Source organism: Streptomyces sp. MAI_2237 (assembly GCF_054189285.1).
Genome location: NZ_JAJPGQ010000003.1, coordinates 3,628,009 through 3,648,499, shown reverse-complemented (window position 1 = coordinate 3,648,499; position 20,491 = coordinate 3,628,009). Strand labels below are relative to the sequence as shown.

General features: G+C 72.6%; 20 protein-coding genes and 1 tRNA gene. 8 read left to right on the top strand and 13 right to left on the bottom strand.

Features of this window, described 5'->3' with window-relative positions:
• Nucleotides 1-88 precede the first annotated feature (88 nt).
• The 4 genes from LN251_RS27070 to LN251_RS27055 form a co-directional block, all read right to left on the bottom strand.
• Nucleotides 89-751, bottom strand: coding sequence for an NUDIX domain-containing protein (locus tag LN251_RS27070; RefSeq protein ID WP_458246678.1), 663 nt, complete (start codon nucleotides 749-751; stop codon nucleotides 89-91).
• A 50-nt stretch (nucleotides 752-801) separates the two neighbouring features.
• The gene (locus LN251_RS27065; protein WP_458246677.1) at nucleotides 802-2,265 is read right to left on the bottom strand and encodes an alpha-amylase family glycosyl hydrolase; all 1,464 of its coding nucleotides are present in this window, start codon (nucleotides 2,263-2,265) and stop codon (nucleotides 802-804) included.
• Entirely contained in the window at nucleotides 2,262-5,012 is a 2,751-nt protein-coding gene (locus tag LN251_RS27060; RefSeq protein WP_458246676.1) for an MGH1-like glycoside hydrolase domain-containing protein, read from the bottom strand. The genes LN251_RS27065 and LN251_RS27060 overlap by 4 nt, the downstream gene beginning before the upstream one ends.
• Nucleotides 5,013-5,417: 405 nt before the next feature.
• Nucleotides 5,418-5,912 carry a PaaI family thioesterase gene (locus tag LN251_RS27055; protein WP_458246675.1) on the bottom strand — a complete coding sequence of 165 codons (495 nt, stop codon included), beginning with the start codon at nucleotides 5,910-5,912 and terminating at the stop codon, nucleotides 5,418-5,420.
• Between the two features lie 140 nt (nucleotides 5,913-6,052).
• Between LN251_RS27055 and LN251_RS27050 the strand changes: the two genes are divergently transcribed.
• Nucleotides 6,053-6,538, top strand: coding sequence for a winged helix-turn-helix transcriptional regulator (locus LN251_RS27050; RefSeq protein ID WP_458246674.1), 486 nt, complete (start codon nucleotides 6,053-6,055; stop codon nucleotides 6,536-6,538).
• A 65-nt stretch (nucleotides 6,539-6,603) separates the two neighbouring features.
• Here the strand turns inward: LN251_RS27050 and LN251_RS27045 are convergent, their stop codons facing one another.
• Together LN251_RS27045 and LN251_RS27040 are read right to left on the bottom strand one after the other, a co-directional pair.
• Nucleotides 6,604-8,583, bottom strand: a complete 1,980-nt coding sequence (locus tag LN251_RS27045; RefSeq protein ID WP_458246673.1) for a heavy metal translocating P-type ATPase — start codon at nucleotides 8,581-8,583, stop codon at nucleotides 6,604-6,606.
• An 88-nt stretch (nucleotides 8,584-8,671) separates the two neighbouring features.
• Nucleotides 8,672-9,823, bottom strand: coding sequence for an acyltransferase family protein (locus tag LN251_RS27040; RefSeq protein WP_458246672.1), 1,152 nt, complete (start codon nucleotides 9,821-9,823; stop codon nucleotides 8,672-8,674).
• A gap of 191 nt (nucleotides 9,824-10,014) precedes the next feature.
• Between LN251_RS27040 and LN251_RS27035 the strand changes: the two genes are divergently transcribed.
• The 5 genes from LN251_RS27035 to LN251_RS27015 are packed head-to-tail and all read left to right on the top strand — an operon-like array spanning nucleotide 10,015 to nucleotide 13,618.
• A complete protein-coding gene (locus LN251_RS27035; RefSeq protein ID WP_058921803.1) occupies nucleotides 10,015-10,263 on the top strand; it encodes a hypothetical protein in 249 nt (82 codons plus the stop codon).
• Between the two features lie 12 nt (nucleotides 10,264-10,275).
• A complete protein-coding gene (locus LN251_RS27030) occupies nucleotides 10,276-11,451 on the top strand; it encodes an SPFH domain-containing protein (protein ID WP_458246671.1) in 1,176 nt (391 codons plus the stop codon).
• Nucleotides 11,452-11,502: 51 nt separating this feature from the next.
• Complete coding sequence (locus tag LN251_RS27025) at nucleotides 11,503-12,279, top strand: DinB family protein (RefSeq protein ID WP_458246670.1); 777 nt, start codon at nucleotides 11,503-11,505, stop codon at nucleotides 12,277-12,279.
• Between the two features lie 4 nt (nucleotides 12,280-12,283).
• Nucleotides 12,284-12,571 (top strand): DUF1905 domain-containing protein, encoded by a 288-nt coding sequence (locus tag LN251_RS27020; RefSeq protein ID WP_458246669.1) that lies wholly within the window; start codon nucleotides 12,284-12,286, stop codon nucleotides 12,569-12,571.
• A gap of 27 nt (nucleotides 12,572-12,598) precedes the next feature.
• Nucleotides 12,599-13,618 (top strand): glycoside hydrolase family 43 protein, encoded by a 1,020-nt coding sequence (locus LN251_RS27015; protein WP_458246668.1) that lies wholly within the window; start codon nucleotides 12,599-12,601, stop codon nucleotides 13,616-13,618.
• A 4-nt stretch (nucleotides 13,619-13,622) separates the two neighbouring features.
• Here the strand turns inward: LN251_RS27015 and LN251_RS27010 are convergent, their stop codons facing one another.
• The gene (locus tag LN251_RS27010) at nucleotides 13,623-15,755 is read right to left on the bottom strand and encodes an alpha-galactosidase (protein WP_458246667.1); all 2,133 of its coding nucleotides are present in this window, start codon (nucleotides 15,753-15,755) and stop codon (nucleotides 13,623-13,625) included.
• A gap of 118 nt (nucleotides 15,756-15,873) precedes the next feature.
• Between LN251_RS27010 and LN251_RS27005 the strand changes: the two genes are divergently transcribed.
• Together LN251_RS27005 and LN251_RS27000 are read left to right on the top strand one after the other, a co-directional pair.
• A complete protein-coding gene (locus LN251_RS27005) occupies nucleotides 15,874-16,161 on the top strand; it encodes a metal-sensitive transcriptional regulator (RefSeq protein ID WP_458246666.1) in 288 nt (95 codons plus the stop codon).
• A gap of 50 nt (nucleotides 16,162-16,211) precedes the next feature.
• Nucleotides 16,212-16,382, top strand: a complete 171-nt coding sequence (locus LN251_RS27000) for a hypothetical protein (protein WP_458246665.1) — start codon at nucleotides 16,212-16,214, stop codon at nucleotides 16,380-16,382.
• A 57-nt stretch (nucleotides 16,383-16,439) separates the two neighbouring features.
• On the opposite strand, the gene LN251_RS26995 is transcribed toward LN251_RS27000, so the two are convergent.
• The 6 genes from LN251_RS26995 to LN251_RS26970 form a co-directional block, all read right to left on the bottom strand.
• Nucleotides 16,440-16,513: transfer RNA gene (locus LN251_RS26995), tRNA-Pro, on the bottom strand.
• Nucleotides 16,514-16,686: 173 nt separating this feature from the next.
• A complete protein-coding gene (locus LN251_RS26990; protein WP_458246664.1) occupies nucleotides 16,687-17,046 on the bottom strand; it encodes an MmcQ/YjbR family DNA-binding protein in 360 nt (119 codons plus the stop codon).
• A 30-nt stretch (nucleotides 17,047-17,076) separates the two neighbouring features.
• Nucleotides 17,077-17,622, bottom strand: a complete 546-nt coding sequence (locus LN251_RS26985) for an N-acetyltransferase family protein (RefSeq protein WP_458246663.1) — start codon at nucleotides 17,620-17,622, stop codon at nucleotides 17,077-17,079.
• Nucleotides 17,619-18,224, bottom strand: coding sequence for a helix-turn-helix domain-containing protein (locus LN251_RS26980; protein WP_458246662.1), 606 nt, complete (start codon nucleotides 18,222-18,224; stop codon nucleotides 17,619-17,621). Before LN251_RS26980 ends, LN251_RS26985 begins: the two co-directional genes overlap by 4 nt.
• A 35-nt stretch (nucleotides 18,225-18,259) precedes the next feature.
• On the bottom strand, nucleotides 18,260-19,171 hold the full coding sequence (locus LN251_RS26975) for a LysR family transcriptional regulator (RefSeq protein ID WP_450437935.1): 912 nt from the start codon (nucleotides 19,169-19,171) through the stop codon (nucleotides 18,260-18,262).
• A 102-nt stretch (nucleotides 19,172-19,273) separates the two neighbouring features.
• On the bottom strand, nucleotides 19,274-20,482 hold the full coding sequence (locus LN251_RS26970; protein ID WP_458246808.1) for a glycine C-acetyltransferase: 1,209 nt from the start codon (nucleotides 20,480-20,482) through the stop codon (nucleotides 19,274-19,276).
• Nucleotides 20,483-20,491: the final 9 nt, after the last annotated feature.

Here is a 20,491-nt window from a genome sequence, read left to right as displayed (position 1 = left end):
GTGTCCTCCCGTTCGTGCCCGCGCGGAGATGCTGGCACGAACGGGAGTCTCGTTCTTGAAGCGCGCTTCAAGTCAAGCGGGTGCGGCCTTACTTGGCGAACGGCCCTTCCAGGGCGGCCCATTGGAGCAGCATGATGGTCTTGGCGTCGTTGATCTCGCCGGTGCGGATCATCTCCAGGGCGCGGCGGAAGGGCAGTTCGACGATCTCGATGTCCTCGCCCTCCTCGTCGAGGCCGCCGCCCTCGTGGGTGCGGGTCGAGGGGCCGTAGGCGGCGGCGTAGAAGCTGACGCGTTCGGTGACGGAGCCGGGGCTCATGTAGACGTCGAAGACGTGCCGGACCTCGCCGATGGTGTGGCCGGTCTCCTCCACGACCTCGCGACGCACGGCGAGTTCGGGGTGTTCGTCATCGTCGTCGAGGAGGCCGCCCGGGGTTTCGATCAGCATGCCGTCGGGGTGGCCGTTGACGTAGACGGGGAAGCGGAACTGCCGGGTGAGCAGGACGGTCTCCCGCTCGGAGTCGTACAGCAGCATGGTGGCGCCGTTGCCGCGGTCGTGGGTCTCGCGCTGCTGGGTGGACCAGGTGCCGTCGGCACGCCGGATGTCGAAGGTGGTGGCGCGCTCGACGTACCAGTGGCTGGAGAGCAGTTCGACCTCCCGCACGCGCACGCGGGGGTTGCCGGTCAGGTCGAGGCCGGTCCGGTCCAGGCCGGTGCGGCCGCGGCGGTCGGGGGTGTCGATGCCGGCGGTCATCGGACGCCCCGGGGCGGGTGGGGGATGGTGCGGTTCGTCATGGTCGCTTCCTACCACGACCCCGCTCGGGCGACGGTGAGCACGTGGGAGTGCCGGGCGGGCAGGTCGACGAAGAGGCCGGGGGTGAGCAGGGTGCCGCCGTCGCGGTCGTAGACCTGGTCCGTGAGCAGGTCGGTGAGCCGGTGGGGGCGGCCGGCGAGGTCGGGCCAGGGCAGCGGGATCTGCGCCTGGGCGGGGGCGTCGGAGTGGTTGACGATCACGATGTGGCGGGTGTCGGCGCCGGTCCAGGTCCAGGCGAGCAGGTTGCGGTGGGTGTCGTTGTCGGGCCAGCCGGTGGTGGTCAGCAGCCGCCATTCGCCGTCGCGGACGGCGGCAGCGACGGGCAGCAACCGGGCGTAGAAGGTGCGGAGTTCGTCGTCGACGGGTTCCGCCGGCCGGCGGGTGAGGAAGACCGGCGGGCGGACCGTGCGGCCCTCGAACTGGCCCTCGTGCCAGAGGGTGGCGCCGGGCAGGGTGGCGACGGTGACGGCCGCGGCGGGTCCCCGGCCGCCGGGGAGGGTGGCGGCGGCGCGGGGTTCGTCGTGGTTCTCCAGGAAGCGGACCAGGCCGCGCTGGTAGGCGGGGTCCGCCTGGAGGTGGGCGCGGACCGACCCGGCGTCCTCGTGGACGAGGCGGTCGTAGAGCCGCTTGTCGTAGCAGTGGTCGAAACCCTGCTCCTGCAGGGCGCGTTCGAGGTCCCAGTAGGCCTCGGCGACGAAGAGCATGTCGGGGTGGCGGGCGCGCACGCGTGGCAGGACGTACGGCCAGAAGTCCTCGGCGGGCGGCGGGCCCGCCCGGTCGCCCCACGTCTTGGCGAACACGTCGTTCATGAGCAGCATCGCCATGTCGCAGCGCACGCCGTCCGCCTGGTCGCCGAGGGAGACCAGGGTGTCCACGGTGGCGGTGCGCAGGTCCGGGCTGAAGGCGTCGAGCTGGACCACGTCGTGCCAGGGCGCGAAGTACGGGTCGCGGCCGTTGGCGAAGATCCGCCCGCCGACGTCGAGGAACCCCTCGGGCGAGCGGGCCAGGTCCTCCTCGGTGCCCCGGATCAGGCGCTCGGGATGCCCGGTGAGCCACGGGTGGTCGGCGGCGACGTGGTTGGGGACGTAGTCGACGAGCAACCGCATGCCGCGGGAGCGGAGTTGGGCGCGCGCCTCGGCGAGGCCGTCCGGTCCGCCGAGGCCGGGGTCGACCACGTAGTCGCGGACGCAGTACGGCGATCCGGTGATGTCGGCCTCGGTGAGGTCGGGCAGCGCCTCGCGGAAGGAGGCGAGGAGTGCCGGGTCGCGCAGGGCGATGGCGAGGCCGGCCGGGCTGCGCTCCCACACGCCCATCAGCCAGACGGTGTCGACGCCGGGCCGGGCGACCTCGTCCCACTCCTCGCCGGGCACGTCCCCGAGGGTGACGCGACGGCCGTGGCGAGCACTCAACTCGCCCAGCCAGACGAGGGTGTTGATCTCGTAGATCACCGTCATGAGAACGGCTCCTCCCGGTCCACGCTGAAGTGTTCGTCGGTGGCGTCCCGCGATGCGTCCGCCGGCCGCAGGGACTCCCGGGCGCCGCGGTGCCAGTCCTCGGCGCCGATGGCGTGGAACACGGTGGCGGTGGCCGCCACCAGGCCGGTCCAGCCGGTCTGGTGGGAGGCGCCGAGACCGGCGCCGTTGTCGCCGTGGAAGTACTCGTAGAAGAGGATCAGGTCCTTCCAGTGCGGGTCCTTGGCGAACTCGGCCCGGGCACCGTGCACGGGGCGGTGGCCGTCCTCGCCGCGCAGGAAGGTGGCGGTGAGCCGGTCCGAGATCTCGTGGGCGACCTCGTAGAGGTTCATGAGGCGGCCCGAGCCGGTCGGGCACTCCACGGTGAATCCGGGGCCGTGGTAGGCGTGCAGGTTGAGCAGGGCGCGGATGAGCAGCAGGTTCATCGGGAACCACACCGGGCCGCGCCAGTTGGAGTTGCCGCCGAACATGCCGGAGTCGGACTCGGCGGGCAGATAGCCCACCTGGTAGGTCTCGCCGTGCACCTCGAAGGTGTACGGGTGGGCCGCGTGGTGGCGGGAGAGGGAGCGGATGCCGTGCGGGGCGAGGAACTCCTCCTCGTCCAGCATGCGGGCGAGCACGCGGCGCAGCCGGTCCTCGCCGAACAGGGCGAAGAGATAGCGGCCGTCGTGCGCCGGATCGGCGTCGAGGTGCTGCGTGACGACGGCCTCGACCGCCGGGTGCCGCCGGATGAAATCCTTCGCGCCCTCGGCCAGTTGGGGGAAGCTGCGGTCGGTGCGGCCGCCGACCACGCTGGTCGCGGCGAGCGGCAGCAGGCCGACCAGGGAGCGCACCTTCAGCCGGGTCGCGCCGCCGTCGGGCAGCCGCAGCACGTCGTAGAAGAAGCCGTCCTCCTCGTCCCAGAGGCCGGAGTTGTCCTTGCCGATGCGGTTCATGGCGACGGCGATCCAGGCGAAGTGCTCGAAGAGCATCTGCGCCTGCTCGATGTAGACCGGGTTGTCGACGGCGAGTTCGACGGCGATCTCCAGGAGGTTCTGGCAGTACAGGGCCATCCACGCCGTGCCGTCGGCCTGGTCGATGTGGCCGCCGGTGGGCAGCGGGGCGCTGCGGTCGAAGACGCCGATGTTGTCCAGGCCCAGGAAGCCGCCCTGGAAGACGTTGTTGCCGTCGACGTCCTTGCGGTTGAGCCACCAGGTGAAGTTCTTCATCAGCTTCTGGAAGGCGTTCTCCAGGAAGGCGCGGTCGGCGCGGCCGGTGCGGTGCTTCTCCAGGTCGTGGACGAAGAGGACGGCCCAGGCGTGCACGGGAGGGTTGACGTCGCCGAAGTTCCATTCGTACGCCGGGATCTGGCCGTTGGGGTGCAGGTACAGGCGGCGCAGCAGCAACTCCAGCTGGGACTTGGCGAAGCCGATGTCGACCATCGACAGGGCGATGGTGTGGAAGGCGAGGTCCCAGGCCGCGAACCACGGGTACTCCCAGGTGTCCGGCATGGAGATGACCGCGTCGTTGACCATGTGGTACCAGGCGCTGTTGCGGATGCCGGGCTCGGCGGCGAGGGGGTCCACGCCGTGCTCGGCGAGCCAGCGTTCGACGTCGAGGTAGTAGTACTGCTTGCTCCACAGCATGCCGGCGAGGGCCTGGCGGACGACCCGGCGCTCGTCCTCGTCCATGCCGTCCGGGACGACGCTCTCGAAGAAGGCGTCGGCCTCGGCGCGGCGCAGGTCCATCGTCGTCGCGAAGTCCGCCCAGGGATCGGGCTGTTCGCGGTCGGTCAGCCGCAGCCGGACGGTCGTGCTCTCGCCCGCTGGGAGGGTGAGGACGCTGTGCAGGGCGGCCTTGGTGCCGGTGCGGTCCGGGTTCACGGCCGCGGTGTCGCCGTGGACGACGCAGCGGTCGATGCCGTCCTTCACGTACGGGGTGGCGTTCGGGCTGCCGAAGATACGCTCGTCGTTCGTCTCGTTCCCGGTGAACAGGGCGGTGGCGTCGGTGTCGTGGTAGAGCCAGCGCGGGCCCAGTTCCTCGTGGTCGGCGCGGATGGCGTCGGGGGTTTCGGTCAGGCCGGGTACGGCGGTTCCGCCCGCCCAGGACCAGGTGTGCCGGAACCAGAGGGTCGGCAACAGGTGCAGGGGCGCCGGGTCGGGTCCGCGGTTGTGCGCGGTGATCTCGATCAGCAGGTCCTCGGGGCCGGCCTTGGCGTACTCGACGAAGACGTCGAAGTAGCGGTTCTCGTCGAAGACGCCGGTGTCGAGGAGTTCGTACTCGACGTCGTGGCGGGTGCGGGCGCGGTTGGTGTCGACGAGGGCGGCGTAGGGGAACTCGGCCTGCGGGTACTTGTACAGGTACTTCATGTACGCGTGCGTGGGCGTGGAGTCGAGGTGGAACCAGTACTCCTTGACGTCCTCGCCGTGGTTGCCCTCCTGGTTGGTCAGGCCGAACATCCGCTCCTTGAGGATCGGGTCGCGGCCGTTCCACAGGGCGAGCGCGAAGCACAGCCGCTGCTTGTCGTCGCTGATCCCGGCGATGCCGTCCTCGCCCCACCGGTAGGCGCGGGAGCGGGCCTGGTCGTGGGTGAAGTACGACCACGCGTCGCCGTTCGCGCTGTAGTCCTCCCGGACGGTCCCCCACTGGCGTTCGCTGAGGTAGGGGCCCCAGCGGCGCCAGGCCACCCGGCCGCTGTCCGCCTCCTCCAGCCGCTGCCGTTCGCCGCCCGCGCCGCTGTCCGCCGCCATCGCCGCCTCCTCGTGGGCCCGGCATCGCTCCCAGACTCGGGGGCACGGGGCCGGCCCGCAATGGCTGGGCGGCGGAGGGGTGCCTTCCGGGCCCGCGTGGCGTGCGCGGGTGTCCGGCGGCTCGGATACCCGGGGTCGAGGCCGGGACCGGGATCGGGAAGCAGCTCGGCGAGCGCGGTGGACCGGCCGCTGCTCTGCGCACCGCCGGCTGAACGACGGAGGGGAACTGCCGGGCCCGCGTGGTGTGCGCGGTGTCCGGCGGCTCGGATACCCGGGGTCGAGGCCGGGACCGGGATCGGGAAGCAGCTCGGCGAGCGCGGTGGGCCGGCCGCTGCTCTGCGCACCGCCGGCTGAACGACGGAGGGGAACTGCCGGGCCCGCGTGGCGTGGCGGCGTTCCGGCGGCTCAGGCGCCCGGGATCGGGAACAGCATGCAGCTGCTGGTGGCGTGCGCGAGGAGACGGTCGGCGGAGTCGAGGAGTCGGGCCTCGGCGAGCGCGGTGCGCCGGCCGCTGCTGAGGACGCTGCCGACGGCGCGGACCTTGCCCGTGTCGACGGTGACCGGGCGCAGGAACTTCACGGTGAGGTCGAGCGAGGTGTAGCCCGTGCCCTGCGGGAGGGTGGACTGCACGGCGCAGCCCGCCGCGGAGTCGAGCATCGTCGCGTAGATGCCGCCGTGGACGCTGCCGATGGGGTTGTAGTGCTCCTCGCCGGGCTCCAGCGAGAACACGGCGTGCCCGTGGTCGACCTCTTCGAGGTCCATGCCCAAGGTGGCGGCGATCGGCGGCGCGGGCAGCCGGCCGGCGAGGATCTCGCGCAGGAAGTGCAGGCCGGAGCCCTGGCCGACGGTGGCCGCGGAGATCGCGGGGTCGTGCCAGTCATACGTACGTGAGCGTTCCATGCGGCTGCGCTTCCTCCTTGGCCCGCGAGGCCTCCGACGCCGTCGCGCGGTCCTTCGGGGCCGTCTGACTCTGTCCGCCGAAGCTAGCTCTCCGCTCCGCTGACTGTCAATGTCGAAGCCAGGTGCTCTACGATGGCCGTATGAAGTGGCTCGAGATGAGCACGGAGAACTGTCCCGTGCAGCGCACCCTCGACCTGGTCGGGGAGAAGTGGACGCTGCTGCTGTTGCGCGACGCCTTCAACGGGGTGCGCCGCTTCGACGACTTCCGCCGCCATGTGGGCCTTTCCGAGGCGGTGCTCGCCGACCGGCTGCGCAAGCTGGTCGCGGCCGGCGTCCTGCGGACCGTCCCCTACCAGGAACAGGGCAGCCGGACCCGGAACGAGTACCGCCTCACGCCCAAGGGCCGTGATCTGTGGCCCGTGCTGGTGGCGCTGCGGCAGTGGGGCGAGACCTACGTCGGGGACCCCGAGGGCCCGACGCTCGACATCCGGCACCGCGACTGCGGGGCGCCCGTCCGCGTCGTGGTCGAGTGCCCGGAGGAGCACACGGCCCTCTCCCCCACCGAGGTCACGGTCACGCCGGGACCGGGCGCGCGCCCCCTGACCGAGTCGCCGACAGGAACCTGACCCGCGCCTTGCCGGCCCGAGCACCGGAGCACCGGACGGCCAACCGCCCCGGCCGCCGGACGGCGTCACGCGCCCTCGGTCAGGGCTCGCCTCCACGCGTGCTCCCGTAGCAGGCGCAGGCCGTTGAGGCCGACGATCACCGTCGATCCCTCGTGGCCGGCGACGCCGAGCGGCAGGGGCAGCGTGCCCGCGAGGTCCCAGGCGACCAGGCCGGCGATGAACACCCCGGCGATGACGAGGTTCTGGGCGACCAGGCGCCGGGCCCGGCGGGAGAGGGCGACGACGGCGGGCACGGTGGCGAGTTCGTCGCGCACGACCACCGCGTCCGCGGTCTCCAGCGCCAGATCGGAGCCGGCCCGGCCCATGGCGACGCCGGCGTGGGCGGCGGCCAGGGCGGGCGCGTCGTTGACCCCGTCCCCGACGACCAGCACCTTGCGGCCGGCCGCCTCCAGCTCCCGGACGGCGAGCACCTTGTGCTGCGGCAGCAGACCGGCCCGGACGTCCTCGATGCCGGCCTCCGCGGCCAGGAGCGCCGCCGCGCGCGGGTTGTCACCGGTCAGCAGGAGGGGAGCGGTGCCGGCCAGGGCGGTGAGGGAGGCGACGGTCGCGGCGGCGTCGGGCCGCAGCCGGTCGGCCAGGCCCAGTACGCCGACGGGGACCCCGTCGGCGAGGACCAGGACGGCGGTACGTCCCCGCTCCTCCGTCTCGGCCGCGAGCACCGCCGCCCGTGCGGCACCGGCGTCGTCCGCGCCGCCGAGCAGCCGGGCGGGGGCGCCGACCTCGACCCGGCGTCCGTCGACGGTCGCCACGACTCCCACCCCGGGCGTGGAGCCGAAGTCCTCGGCGGGCGGCAGCGCCAGCCCCCGCTCCCGCGCCGCCGCCACGACGGCCCGCGCCAGCGGATGTTCGCTGGGGTGCTCGGCGGCGGCCGCCAGCCTCGTCAACTCCCGTTCCCCCAGGCCCGATCCGGGCAGCGGCCGGACGTCGGTCACCCGCGGGACGCCCTCGGTCAGCGTGCCGGTCTTGTCGAGTGCCACGGCGTCGACCTGCCCGAGCCGCTCCATCACCACCGCCGACTTCACCAGCACACCGTGCCGCCCGGCGTTGGCGATGGCCGACAGCAGCGGCGGCATGGTGGCCAGTACGACCGCGCACGGCGAGGCGACGATCATGAAGGTCATGGCCCGCAGCAGCGCGCCCTCGAGGTCGTCGCCGAGCGCGAGCGGCACCAGGAAGACCGCGAGCGTCGCCGCCACCATGCCGAGCGAGTAGCGCTGTTCGACCTTCTCGATGAACAACTGGGTCGGCGCCTTGGTCTCGGACGCCTCCTCGACCATGCGGACGATCCGGGCGATCACGGAGTCGGAGGCGTCACGCTCGACGCGGACGCGCAGGGCGCCGGTGCCGTTGACGGTCCCCGCGAACACCTCGTCGCCGACCTCCTTGGCCACGGGCAGCGGCTCACCGGTGATGCTCGCCTGGTCGACCTCGCTCACCCCGTCCAGCACCCGCCCGTCGGCGCCGACGCGCTCCCCCGGCCGTACGAGGACGATGTCGCCGACCGCCAGCTCCTCGACCCGCACCTCCTCCTCGGTGCCGTCCGGAGCGAGCCGGCGGGCCGTGGCCGGGGCCAGATCGAGCAGTCCGCGCACCGAGTCGGCGGTGCGGGCCGTGGCCAGGGCCTCCAGGGCGCCCGAGGTCGCGAAGATGACGATCAGCAGGGCGCCGTCCATCACCTGGCCGATCGCCGCGGCACCGAGGGCGGCGACGACCATCAGCAGATCGACGTCGAGGGTCCGCCCCGCGAGTGCCTTGAGACCTTCCCAGCCCGGTTCCCATCCCCCGGTGACGTACGCCAGCGCGTACAACGGCCCCCACAGCCAGGCCGACTGCCCCGCCAGCTGGAGCGGCAGGGCGAGCAGAAAGGCGGCCGCGGCCGCGAGGGCCCAGCGCGCCTCGGGGAGGGCGAGCAGGCGGGTGCGGCGCGGGGGCGCGACCGTGCCGGGTGCGGGGGCGGAGCGGGGTGGGGAGAGGGTGGAGGTCACCGGCTCACCATACAGGAACACATGAAGAGTCATTCATCTCTTCATTGGTCGGCCGAGCCTCGCCTCATCGGTCGGTCCGTGCCCCTCCTCATCGTTCGACCCGCGTCGCCCGCCCCCGTCCGACCCGGCGACGGAGCAGCAGTCGGCGCGCCGGGCGCTCGACCTTCTCGTACAGGAGCCAGGACAGGGCCAGGGAGACGGTGAAGGCCGCGGCCGTGACGGTCAGGCCCTCCGCGAGACCGTAGCGGGGCTTGACGCCGAGCAGGGCGGTACCGGCCCGCAGGACCAGCAGGTGGACCATGTAGAACGCGAAGGACAGCTCCCCGAGCCGGACCATCCTCCGGTGGCGCCACAGTGAGGGCAGGCCGCGCAGGTCCGCGACGGCCGCCGCCGGGATGAGCAGGGCGAAGCCCAGGACCGTGCAGGTCGTAGCGGGGTAGCCGGCGGTCACCTGGGGCACCAGGAAGTAGCCGATGATCGCCAGGGCGAGGGAACCCTCCAGGCCGGGTCCGCGCCAGCGGTCCAGGAGCACCAGCCGGGCGACGGCGGCGCCGAGGACGAACTCGGGCAGGCGGGCGGCCGGGAAGGAGTACAGCGGCTGCCCGAACCAGTGGTGCGCGTCGGCCCAGGCCAGTACCAGCACCGCCAGCAGCGACGCGCCGGCCAGCGCCGCCGACCCGCGGACGCCGAGCCGGCGCAGCAGGAGTGCGAGCAGGGGGAAGGCGGCGTAGAAGAAGGCCTCGCAGGCCAGGGACCAGCTGACCGGGTCGAGGGTCTGCCACCACGGGCGCCACCAGGAGTGGACGAGCAGAGCGTTCGCCAGGCCCTGGGTGGGTGTCGGCATCGGCATGCGGGGCAGCGTCCAGGCCATGAGCAGGGCGAGGGCGGCGGTGACGAGATGGACCGGGAGGATGCGGGCGACCCGGCGTCTGAAGAAGGCCGGGGCGCGGTCACCGGGCCGCGCGGACCACATGAGCACGAAGCCGGACAGCACGAAGAAGAACGACACTCCCGTGCCCCCGGCCCCGAAGGCCCAGGTCGTGATGCGGTCGGCGGTGCCGCCGAAGTAGCCGAAGTTGTGCACGTGGAGGCCGAAGACCAGCAGCGCGGCCATCCATCTCAGCCCGGTGAGGGACGGCAGCGAGGGCGCCGCGGTCCTGCCGGTCCTGGTCGTGGTGGCCGCGGGTGCGGCCGAGGTCCTCGGTGTGCCGGCCGGCGCCGTCCCGGTCGCCGTCGTCATCGAGTCACCCTCCCGGAAATGTGCGTAGGAGACATGAGAGGGAGCGTTGCCGGTTCCCCGTCTCCCAATCGGTCCCGTAGGCAACATCACACGAACGGTGGGCGTAAGCGGAGTCGTCCCTGGTGTCACGTCGCGGCTACCGGTGGGTCTATCGTCGGAACCGTGGGCCAGAGGTGGGAGGTCAGCCGGTGATGCCGCAGGACGAGGCCGTGATCGGCTGCACGGGGAAACTGCTCGTTGGCACCCGCGGAACGGCGGGACCCGGGGAGATCATCGTGCGTGTACGGGGCGGCTCCGAGACCTTCATCGCCTGGTCCGACGCCCCTCTGCCGACGGGGGCGACGGTGCTCGTGATCGAGTCACGGGGGTGCCGTGAAGTCGGCGTCATCGAGTGGCAGGATCCACTCGCCGCGTTCGGCGACCGTGCCGACGCTGACTGAGGAGAAAACAGAATGTTCGGTTACCGCGTTCCCGCTCCCGACGAGGCGATGCTGATCTCGGGTGGCAGGCGGGGACTGGGGGGCGCGCCGTTCCGGGTGGTGACGGGGCACGGGAAGTTCGTGCTGCCGTTCTTCCGAAAGACCCGTTTCCTCACGCTGGCGATGTGCGAGGCCGAGGTCACGGAGACCTGTGTGACCCGGCAGGGCATCGCGTTGAACGTCCGTGCCGTCATCGCGTTCAAGGTCGGCAACGACAACGAGAGCATCATCAACGCCGGTCAGCGCTTCCTCTCGGACCAGGACCAGATGTCCGTGCTGACCGGCCGGATCTTCGCCGGCCATCTGCGGGCCATCATCGGCTCCATGACGGTCGAGGAGATCGTCACCGAGCGGCAGAAGCTGGCCGCGGAGGTGCTGGACACCTCGAAGATGGAGATGGCGAAGATCGGTCTGATCGTGGACTCGCTGCAGATCCAGTCGATCGACGACGGCGACGCCGGCTACATCGACGCCATGTCCGCGCCGCACCGCGCGGCCATCCAGCGGCAGGCCCAGATCGCCCAGGCGCAGGCCACCCAGACCGCGGCCGAAGCGCAGCAGGAGGCGGCGCGCAAGCAGGCCGAGTACGCCCGGCAGACCGCCGTCGTCCAGGCGGAGTACTCGGCGCAGGTGGACCGGGCGCAGGCCGAGGCCGCGCAGGCCGGTCCGCTGGCGCAGGCCCACGCGCAGCAGGAGGTGCTCGCCGCGCAGACCGAACTGGCTCAGCGGCAGGCGCAGTTGCGTCAGCAGCAGCTGGTGGCGGAGATCGTCAAGCCGGCCGAGGCGGAGGCCGAGCGGATCAAGCTGCTCGCCAAGGCGGAGGCCGACCGGATGAAGATCCAGGCCGAGGCGGCCGCCTCCTACGACCGGGTGGCCCTCGACCGGATGCTGATCGACCAGCTCCCGCAGATCGTGAAGGAGGCCGCGGGCGGCCTCGCGGGCGCCAACGTCAACGTCCTCAACGGCGCGGACGGCCTCGGCGAGATCGCCGCCGGTCTGGTCTCGCAGGGTCTGACGATCCTGGACTCGGTCCGGCAGAACCTCGGCGGCCAGGACTCCGACGGCCGCAACGGCGGGGGCAACGGCGTGCTGGAGCTGCGCGCGAAGGACGACCGCAAGCCGGGCGACGGACCGGTGAACGTCGACTGAGCCGTGCCGCGGTCTCCGTCCCGGCGGGGACCGCGGCCTACGCTGCTCGCCATGGGCGACGGCGACTTGACCGACCTGCGGGGCACGGAGTTCGAGCACGCGGACCTGGGCGGGGCCCGGTTCACCGGGGTGGGCCTCAACCGCGCGACGTTCCGGGCGTGCGAGCTGAACCACGTCGTGATGCGGGGTGTGGAACTGGTCGACACCACCATCGACGGCGAGATCAGGAACCTCGTGGTCAACGGCGTCGACGTGGCACCGCTGGTGGAGGCCGAGCTGGACCGCCGGTATCCCGACCGCCCGCGGTTCCGGCCGACCACGGCCGACGGGTTCCGCGCGGCCTGGGACCTCGACGAGCGGCTGTGGGAGGCCACCGTCGCCCGGGCCCGGCGCCTGCCCCCGGACCTGCTGCACGCGTCCGTGGACGGGGAGTGGTCGTTCGTCCAGACCCTGCGGCACCTCGCCTTCGCGAGCCAGTCGTGGGTGGAGCGGTGCATCCTGCGCGACCCCCGCCCCTGGCACCCGCTGTCCCTCCCCTGGGACGAGATGGGTCCCCGCCCGGGCGTCCCCCACGACCGCGAGGCCCGGCCCTCGCCGGACGAGGCGCTCGCCCTGCGGTGGGCGGCGATGGCGGCGGTGCGGCGGGTGGTCGACGGCCTGACCGACGAGCTGCTCGACACCCGTACCGAACCGGCCGTCGGGCCCGGCTGGCCGGACGAGGGCGAGACCTTCCCGGTCCGCGAGTGCCTGCTGGTGGTCCTGAACGAGGAGTGGTGTCACCGTATGTACGCCGAGCGCGACCTGACCGAGCTCGAGAAGAGGGGCTGACCGCGTGGAACTCGCCTTCACGGGCCGGGTGATCGAGTGGCGCGGGCCGGCGCCGTACTACTTCGTGGCCGGGCCCGACGCGGAGTCCGCCGACGTCCGCGAGGTGGCCGCCTCCGCCACGTACGGCTGGGGTGTCGTGCCGGTCGAGGCCCGGGTCGGCGAAGTCGCCTTCACCACCTCGCTGTTCCCCGAGGACGGCGGCTGTCTGCTGCCTCTGAAGAACGCCGTGCGGGTGCCGCAGGGCGTGGCGGCGGGGGACGAGGTGACGGTGCGGACGACCGTCCGCCTCTGAGTCCTGCCGTCACCCTATTCTTCGATCATGGCCGATACCGAAGTGATGCGGCTGGCCGAGATGCCGCTGCACGACCCGTTCGTCGTCGCCGACGACGGCACCCGCACCTATCACCTGTACACCTCCAACGACCCGTCGGTGTCCGGTGTGGAGGGCGTCGGCACGATGGTCTACCGCAGCCGCGACCTGCGGGACTGGACGCGTCCCACGGTGGTGTTCCTGGCCGCCGACCGGACGCGGGCGTGGGCGGCCGACGGCGGCTGGGCGCCCGAGGTGCACGCATGGGGCGGCCGCTACTACCTGTTCACCACCCTGCACGACGAGAGCAGGCCGCTGCCGGTGCCGCCTCCGGGCCGCTACGGCACACCGTTCCCCCTGCCGAACCATCGGCGCGGCACGGTCACCGCCGTGTCCGACTCGCTGCTCGGGCCGTTCACGCTCGTCGACGCCTCCCGCCCCACACCGCCCGAGCACCTCATGACCCTCGACGGGACGCTGTACGTCGACCCCTCCGGGCAGCCCTGGATGGTCTACGCCCACGAGTGGCTGCAGACCGTCGACGGCACCATGGAGGCGATCCGGCTGGCCCCGGACCTGACGCGGACCGTCGGGGACCCCGTCTTCCTCTTCAAGGGCTCGGACGCGTCCTGGCTCGGGGAGCAGATCCCCGCCGGCGTCCCGCACCAGCTGCCGCCGTACATCACGGACGGCCCGCAGCTGCACCGCACGCCGGAGGGAGCCCTGCTGATGCTGTGGTCGACGTACGAGAAGGACCGGGCCTGTGACGACGGCGGTCTCAGCGGCGGATACGTACAGACCTACGCCGTCTCCCGCTCCGGTGAACTGCGGGGCCCGTGGGAACAGCGACGGCCCCTGGTCCGCGACGACAGCGGCCACGGCATGCTGTTCCGCACCTTCGAGGGCCGGTTGATGATGATCCTGCACCGCCCGTTCGAGAACGCCCGCGGCAAGCTGTACGAAATGGAGCTGCGCGGCGACGAGTTGCGGGTGCTGCGGCAGCGCACGGACCTCGACGGCGGCGGCTGAGCCGTCAGTCCTCGCGCCCCGGGAGCGGCGCCCTGCCGTCGAGGCGGAGGAGTACGGCGGTGCCGGGGCGCGGCAGACGGACGGTGAGCCGTCCGTGGGCGGCGTCCCATGCGGCGGTCGCGTCGGCAGACGCCGGGTGGAGGACCGTGGGGGTGACGCGGGCGCCCCGGAGGTGGTCGAGGGGGACGGCGCGCGTGCTGTCGTCGGCGTCGTCACCGGGGACCGGGGCGCGCCGCCACAGCGTGAGCCAGTCGGCGTCGGTCCCGCGGCGGCCGAAGGCGATCCAGGAGTCCTCCCACGCGGGCAGGCCGAGCGGCCAGTAGGGCAGGCTGTCCGGGATCTGGTGGCGAAGTTCCTTGTAGACGGACAGGCCGGTGCGGACCAGGTCGAACCGGTCCGGGTCCATGCGGTCGAGGAACCCGGACAGGTGGATGCGTCCGGTCATCGCGCCGGTGAGGGTGAAGGCGATCAGGTCCGGGGTGAAGTGCGGCTGCGGGTAGGCCCATACGGCCGCCTGCTCGGGCGTCACCGCGGTGGCGGCCGATGCCGCGATGGGCGGGTAGCGCAGCGGGTCCTGCTGGTCGCTGGTGGACTGCAGCTGGGTGACGGCGAGTTGGGCGTAGTCCATGCGCAGTCCGCCCGAGCCGCAGTTCTCCAGGACGAGACGGGGGTACCGGTCGAGAACGGCGTTCAGCCAGTCGAGGTGGGCGCGATGGTGCCCGAGCAGTCCGGCGCCGGCGCTCTCCTCGCCGTTCTCGGTACCCGGCCCGGGGTTGATGTTGTAGTCGAGCTTCAGATAGCCCACTCCCCACTCCCCCACGATCCGGTCGACGACCCCATCGAGGTGGGCGCGGGCGGCCGGGTGGCGCAGATCCAGGTGGTGGCGGCCGTGCTCGGTGACGCGTATGCCGCCCCGGCGGAAGAACGCCTCGGGCGGCAGGGTGCGCGCCAACGGACTGCGTACGCCCACCACTTCGGGCTCCAGCCACAGACCCGGTGTCATCCCGTGCTCCCTGACGGCGTCCAGCACCTGTCGGATGCCGCCGGGGAAGCGCCGGCCGGACGGCTCCCAGGCGCCCACGGCGTCCCACCAGCCCTGGGCGTCGTCGTCGTACCAGCCCGCGTCGACGACGAAGACCTCGGCGCCGGCGGCGGCCGCCGCCTCGATGAGCGGCAGGAGCTTGTCGGTGGTGGGGTCGCCCATGAGGGTGTTCATGTAGTCGTTGTAGATCACCGGGAGGGCCGTGTGGTCCGGGTGGCCGCGGCGCATCCGGCGGCGGCAGTCGGTGAGCTGCCCGAAGGCCGCGTCCAGGCCGCCGGTCCGGGCGCCGGCGAGGGTCGCCGGGACGGTGCTGAACTCCTCGCCGGGCGCGAGGGTCCGGCGCCATTGGTGGTGGGCGTCGTCGGGGCCGAACAGGGCGACGTAGGCGGCGCCTTCGCGTTCGCCGGTCTCGTAGCGCCAGCCGGCGCTGGACTCGATCTGCCACAGCCACGCGCGCCCCGCGTGCTCGGTGAGCGCGGCGACCGGGAGGTGCCGGCCCGTGGACCAGCTGCCCTGCGAGAAGCGCTCGAAGCAGCCGCGTCCTTCGTGGCCGTGGGCGGAACGGCCGAGCCGGACGACCTGGTCGCGGAACGGGCTCCGCCGCCAACGGCACTCGGCGAGCCAGTCGTTGTCCGCCCAGTGCAGCGTGAGGCCGCCGAGGGCGCCGTCGGCGAGACCGCCGAGCGCGAGGCTCGACACGCTCTCCAGCCGGAGCGGGACGCCGCCTTCGTTGACCAGGCGCACCCGCGAGCGGAGGAAACCGGCGCCGGGGCAGGTCCGCAGAGCCACCTCGGCGACGAGGCCGGTGACCGGATCGGCGAGCACGATCGTCGTGCACCCCCACTCCCCGTCCTGGACCGTCTCGTGGCCCCGGTAGGCGAGGCGCTCGCCGATCGAGGTGTCGATGAACCGTTCCCCCGACCAGGTGCGCCCGTGGCCGGTGGCGGTGACCTCCACCAGGGGCAGCAGGGTGTCCCAGTCCTGCCCCGGCGGCCCCAGCCCGACCGACCCGCCGGGACCGGCGACGGCCTGCAGCCCGAGAACCTCCTGGGACCAGAGAATCGCCCCCTCCGCTGCTTCGACGGCACTGGTCAACGCGGTCTCCCTACGGTGGCGGGCGGGCTTCGGCAGATCTTTCCCAGGCCGGCCCCGCCTACTCCGCCCGCCGCATCCCGTACAATTACCCCCGGGGGTATACGAGAGGAAAGGGATCATGGAGTTCGAGCCGACGGACGCGGAGCTGCGCGCGGTGCTGAACCGGCTGCGGCGGGCCCAGGGCCAGATCTCCGGAGTGATCCGGATGATCGAGGAGGGACGGGACTGCGAGGACGTCGTCACACAGTTGTCGGCGGCGTCGCGGGCACTCGACCGCGCGGGCTTCGCGATCATCGCGAGCGGCCTGCAGCAGTGTGTCGTGGACGGCGAGAGCGCGACGGACCCCGCCGAGAGCCAGGAGCGCACCCGTGCCCGCCTGGAGAAGCTCTTCCTCTCGCTCGCCTGATCACCGTCGACCGTCCAGACCCCGAACACCGATCCGAAGGAGAACACCTCATGTGCCGACAAGCGGTCTGCCGAAAGTGCAAGGGCCTCACGTACCGGGGCTGCGGCATGCACGTCGAGCAGGTACTCGCCGGAGTCCCGCGCTCGCAGCGCTGCACCTGCTCCGACGACGACGCTCCGGCCGAAGGGCTCTGGAAGCGCCTGTTCGGCCGCCGTTCCTGAGCGGGCGCACGAAGAAGGGCCCCCGCCGGCTCTCGCCCGCGAAGACCCTTCGCACCGTCGGGACGACAGGATTTGAACCTGCGACCCCTTGACCCCCAGTCAAGTGCGCTACCAAGCTGCGCCACGTCCCGGTGCCCGTCTGACCTGGGGTTTCCCCCGGCCGAACATGCAGGGAAACCATACCGCACTCAGGTCCATGGTCGCGCACGGCTTTTCGCGGCCGCGCGCACGGTTCCGCCCACGGTTCTTCGCGGGCTCCGCACCCGCCCGCGGACCGCATCGCCCCGTGCCGGCGCCCCGCCGGTCAGTCCGCGGACGGCGCCCCCAACTCCGGGTAGGCGTCCAGCAGTCGGGTCGGGGCCGCCTGGCGCCAGGAGTCGGCGAGTATGTCGCGCAGTTCGGCCTCGTCGTCGACGGCCGAGAGGCGGGCCCTGACCCAGGCGAACTGCGCCTCGTGGTCGGCGATCCAGAACTTCTCCGGTTCGGCGAGGACCAGCTCGTCGCGCTCCTCCTTCGGACAGCGCACGGCGATGGAGGTCTCGTCCTCGGGCAGCGTGGCGAACATCTTCCCCGCGACCCTGAAGGTGGGCATGCTCCAGGCGATCTTCTCCGTCGTGTCCGGCAGGGCGAGGCAGATTCGGCGTACGTCTTCGGCATCCGGCATGCACCGCACGTTAGCCCCCGCCACTGACAATCACCTGGTGGGAGCCTCGGCGACGGTCTCGCGGCCAAGGGACTTGCAATAGATCGACGTCGGCCTCAGCACGCCGTCCGGGGCCGCCGCGTAGTCCGGGATCACACCGATCCGGCTCCACCCGGCCGTCCGGTACAGCCGCTCGGCGGGGCTGTCGGTCTCGGTGTCCAGGTGCAGCAGCGTGATCCCGGTCGCGGCGGCCGCCTCCTCCGCCGTGGTCAGGAGCAGCCGGCCGAGCCCCTTCCCGCGGGCGTCCCGGTGCACCATCAGCTTCACCAGCTCCGCCCGGTGGCGGCTGTTGGGCTTGTCCGGGAAGGCCAGACTCACCGTGCCGACCGGCCGCCCGCCGTCGTGGGCCACCCATACCGCGAGCGAGCCCGCCGCGGCACCGGCGGCCCGCTCCCGCCACCAGGCGAGGGCCTCCGCACGGTCGAGCGGCGCGAGGAAGCCGACCGAGGCGCCGCCCTCGACGGTGTCGACCAGCAGATCGGCCAGGCCGTCCGCGCTCGCGAGCAATCCGGCGTGGTCCACGCGTCGGACGATCACGGCAGCACCACCGCCAGCACGTAGCGCGCGTCCGCCGGGCCTGCGCACCGGAACCGCGTCGGCCCCCACACCCGTAGCCGCAGGCAGTCGCCCGTGCCGAGGTGGTGCTCCGTCTCCCGCTCCGCCACGTCGAGCGCTCCTTCCAGGACCCAGATGTGCTGTTCCAGTCCGGGTACGGGCGGCCGGTCGTAGGCGATGTCGGCTCCCGCGGCGAGCCGTCCCTCCACGAGTTCGCCGCGCAGTCCGGGGTGCGGGGGCGAGACGGATCGTCGTACGAAGCCGGAGGCGCGGTCCTGCCACACCGGCTGCTCGGCGGCCGGCACCAGCGCCGCCGGCTCCGCCTCCACCTCGGCGAGCAGCCGGGACATGGGGCGTCCGTAGACGCCGCAGAGGCGGTTGAGGAGGGCCGCGGTGGGGCTGATCTCCGCCCGCTCGGTGCGGGAGAGGGTGGACTTGCTGATGCCGCTGCGTTCCGCCAGCTCGCCGAGCGACCATCCGTGTTCGGCGCGCAGTTCCGCCAGGCGTACGGCGAGCCGGGCGTCGACGGGGTCCGGGGCCGGGGCCGGGGCCGGGGGGTCCCCGGCACGTTCATCGCGTTTCACATCAGGGACGGTATCCCTGATATGAGACAGCCAGGTTACGGAGTCTTCACTCCGGCCGCCTCGCGCAGCGCCTCCAGCACCGGGCGGATCAGGGGATGCTCCTCGGCCCCGCGCCGTACGGCCGCGAAGACCCGGCGCGTGGGCGCGACGCCGTCGACGGGCCGTACGACCACGCCGGTGAGGTCCATCCCGCTCAGCGCCGACCGCGGTACGAGCGCCACGCCGGCGTCGGCCGAGGCGAGGGCGACAACCGCGCGGAAGTCGTCCGAGGAGTGCTCCAGGCGCGGCTGGAACCCGGCGCTCTCGCAGGCGAGCACGACCACGTCGTGGCACGGGTTGCCGGGGTACGGGCCGATCCAGGCGTCCTTGGCCAGGTCGGCGAGCGGGATCTCGGCGGCCTCGGCCAGCCGGTGCCGCACGGGCACGACCGCGTCGAACGGCTCGGCGTACAGGGACAGGTGGGTCAGCCGCGGGTCGTCGGCGGGCGGGGCACCCCGGTACTCGACGGCGACGGCCACGTCGACCTGCCGGTCCAGCACCATCGGCAGGCTGGCGTCGCCCTCGGCGTCCTGGACGCGGATGCGGATGCCGGGCGCCGACTCGGCGAGACGCGCCACCGCGGGGGCGACGACCTGGGCGATGCCGGTGGCGAAGGCGGCGACGGTGACGGTTCCGGCGGCCCCCGATCCGTACGCGGCGAGCTCGGCCTCCGCCCGCTCCAGCTGGGCGAGGACCGCATTGGTGTGGCTGAGCAGGATCTCGCCGGCCGGGGTCAGCCGTACGCCCTTGGCGCCGCGCTCGACCAGGCGGTGGCCGGTCTCCTGCTCCAGGGCGGTCAGCTGCTGGGAGACGGCCGAGGGGGTCAGGTACAGCGCGGCGGCAGCCGCCGTCACCGTGCGGTGGTCGGCCACCGCACGGAGGATGTGGAGCCGCCGCGCTTCGATCATGGAACCGATTGTCTCAAACGCGCCCCTTCACCGAGCCCGGCCCGTCACCGAACCCGGCCCGTCACCGGTCGTCCCGGCTCCCGAGGTCCGGACGTCCGGACGTCAGCCCTGCTCGGTCTCCAGCTGCGTCCGCGCGGCCACGAAGGCGTCCACGGCCCGGTTCACGTCCTCGGTCGAGTGCGCGGCGGACAGCTGGACGCGGATGCGGGCCTGGCCCTGCGGCACCACCGGGTAGGAGAAGCCGATGACGTACACACCCCGCTCCAGCAGCAGTTCGGCCAGCCGGCCGGCCTGCGCGGCGTCGCCGATCATCACCGGGGCGATGGCGTGGTCGCCGGGGAGGACCTCGAAGCCCTCCTCGGTCATCCGGCGCCGGAAGAGGGCGGTGTTCTCGGCCAGCCGGACACGCAGGTCGTCCGCCGACTCCAGCAGGTCGAGGACCTTCAGGGAGGCGGCCGCGATCACCGGGGCGAGCGTGTTGGAGAAGAGGTAGGGGCGCGAGCGCTGGCGCAGCAGGGCGACGATCTCGGCGCGGGCCGCGACGTAGCCGCCGGAGGCGCCGCCGAGGGCCTTGCCGAGGGTGCCGGTGATGATGTCCACGCGGTCCATGACGCCGTGCAGTTCGGGGGTGCCCCGGCCGCCGGGGCCGACGAAGCCGACGGCGTGCGAGTCGTCGACCATGACCATGGCGTCGTGGCGGTCGGCGAGGTCGCAGATCTCGCGCAGCGGGGCGACGTAGCCGTCCATGGAGAACACGCCGTCGGTGACGATCAGCTTCCGCCGCGCGCCGCCTTCGGAAGCCTCCTTCAACTGCCGCTCCAGGTCGGCCATGTCACGGTTGGCGTAACGGAAGCGGCGCGCTTTGGACAGCCGGATGCCGTCGATGATGGAGGCGTGGTTGAGGGCGTCGGAGATCACCGCGTCCTCCGGGCCCAGCAGGGTCTCGAACACGCCGCCGTTGGCGTCGAAGCAGGAGGAGTACAGGATCGTGTCCTCCTGGCCGAGGAAGGCCGACAGGCGCGCCTCGAGCTGCTTGTGCACCTCCTGCGTACCGCAGATGAACCGCACGGACGCCATGCCGTAGCCCCAGCGGTCGAGGGCCTCGTGAGCGGCGGCGATCACCTCGGGGTGGTCGGCCAGGCCGAGGTAGTTGTTGGCACAGAAGTTCAGGACCTCACCGGGGCGTCCGCCCGCGGTGACGTTGACGGTCGCGGACTGCGGGGTGCCGATCACGCGCTCGGGCTTGTGCAGGCCGGCGGCGCGGATCTCGTCGAGGGTGGCGCGCAGGTCGTCGCGCACGGAGTCGAACATCATCAGTCC

What these genes read in the sequence shown, in the direction of transcription:
- LN251_RS27070 (WP_458246678.1), bottom strand. Translation starts at nt 751, where the DNA reads ATGACCGCCGGCATCGACACCCCCGACCGCCGCGGCCGCACCGGCCTG.
- LN251_RS27065 (WP_458246677.1), bottom strand. Translation starts at nt 2,265, where the DNA reads ATGACGGTGATCTACGAGATCAACACCCTCGTCTGGCTGGGCGAGTTG.
- LN251_RS27060 (WP_458246676.1), bottom strand. Translation starts at nt 5,012, where the DNA reads ATGGCGGCGGACAGCGGCGCGGGCGGCGAACGGCAGCGGCTGGAGGAG.
- LN251_RS27055 (WP_458246675.1), bottom strand. Translation starts at nt 5,912, where the DNA reads ATGGAACGCTCACGTACGTATGACTGGCACGACCCCGCGATCTCCGCG.
- LN251_RS27050 (WP_458246674.1), top strand. Translation starts at nt 6,053, where the DNA reads ATGAAGTGGCTCGAGATGAGCACGGAGAACTGTCCCGTGCAGCGCACC.
- LN251_RS27040 (WP_458246672.1), bottom strand. Translation starts at nt 9,823, where the DNA reads ATGACGACGGCGACCGGGACGGCGCCGGCCGGCACACCGAGGACCTCG.
- LN251_RS27035 (WP_058921803.1), top strand. Translation starts at nt 10,015, where the DNA reads ATGCCGCAGGACGAGGCCGTGATCGGCTGCACGGGGAAACTGCTCGTT.
- LN251_RS27030 (WP_458246671.1), top strand. Translation starts at nt 10,276, where the DNA reads ATGTTCGGTTACCGCGTTCCCGCTCCCGACGAGGCGATGCTGATCTCG.
- LN251_RS27025 (WP_458246670.1), top strand. Translation starts at nt 11,503, where the DNA reads ATGGGCGACGGCGACTTGACCGACCTGCGGGGCACGGAGTTCGAGCAC.
- LN251_RS27015 (WP_458246668.1), top strand. Translation starts at nt 12,599, where the DNA reads ATGGCCGATACCGAAGTGATGCGGCTGGCCGAGATGCCGCTGCACGAC.
- LN251_RS27005 (WP_458246666.1), top strand. Translation starts at nt 15,874, where the DNA reads ATGGAGTTCGAGCCGACGGACGCGGAGCTGCGCGCGGTGCTGAACCGG.
- LN251_RS27000 (WP_458246665.1), top strand. Translation starts at nt 16,212, where the DNA reads ATGTGCCGACAAGCGGTCTGCCGAAAGTGCAAGGGCCTCACGTACCGG.
- LN251_RS26990 (WP_458246664.1), bottom strand. Translation starts at nt 17,046, where the DNA reads ATGCCGGATGCCGAAGACGTACGCCGAATCTGCCTCGCCCTGCCGGAC.
- LN251_RS26975 (WP_450437935.1), bottom strand. Translation starts at nt 19,171, where the DNA reads ATGATCGAAGCGCGGCGGCTCCACATCCTCCGTGCGGTGGCCGACCAC.
- LN251_RS26970 (WP_458246808.1), bottom strand. Translation starts at nt 20,482, where the DNA reads ATGTTCGACTCCGTGCGCGACGACCTGCGCGCCACCCTCGACGAGATC.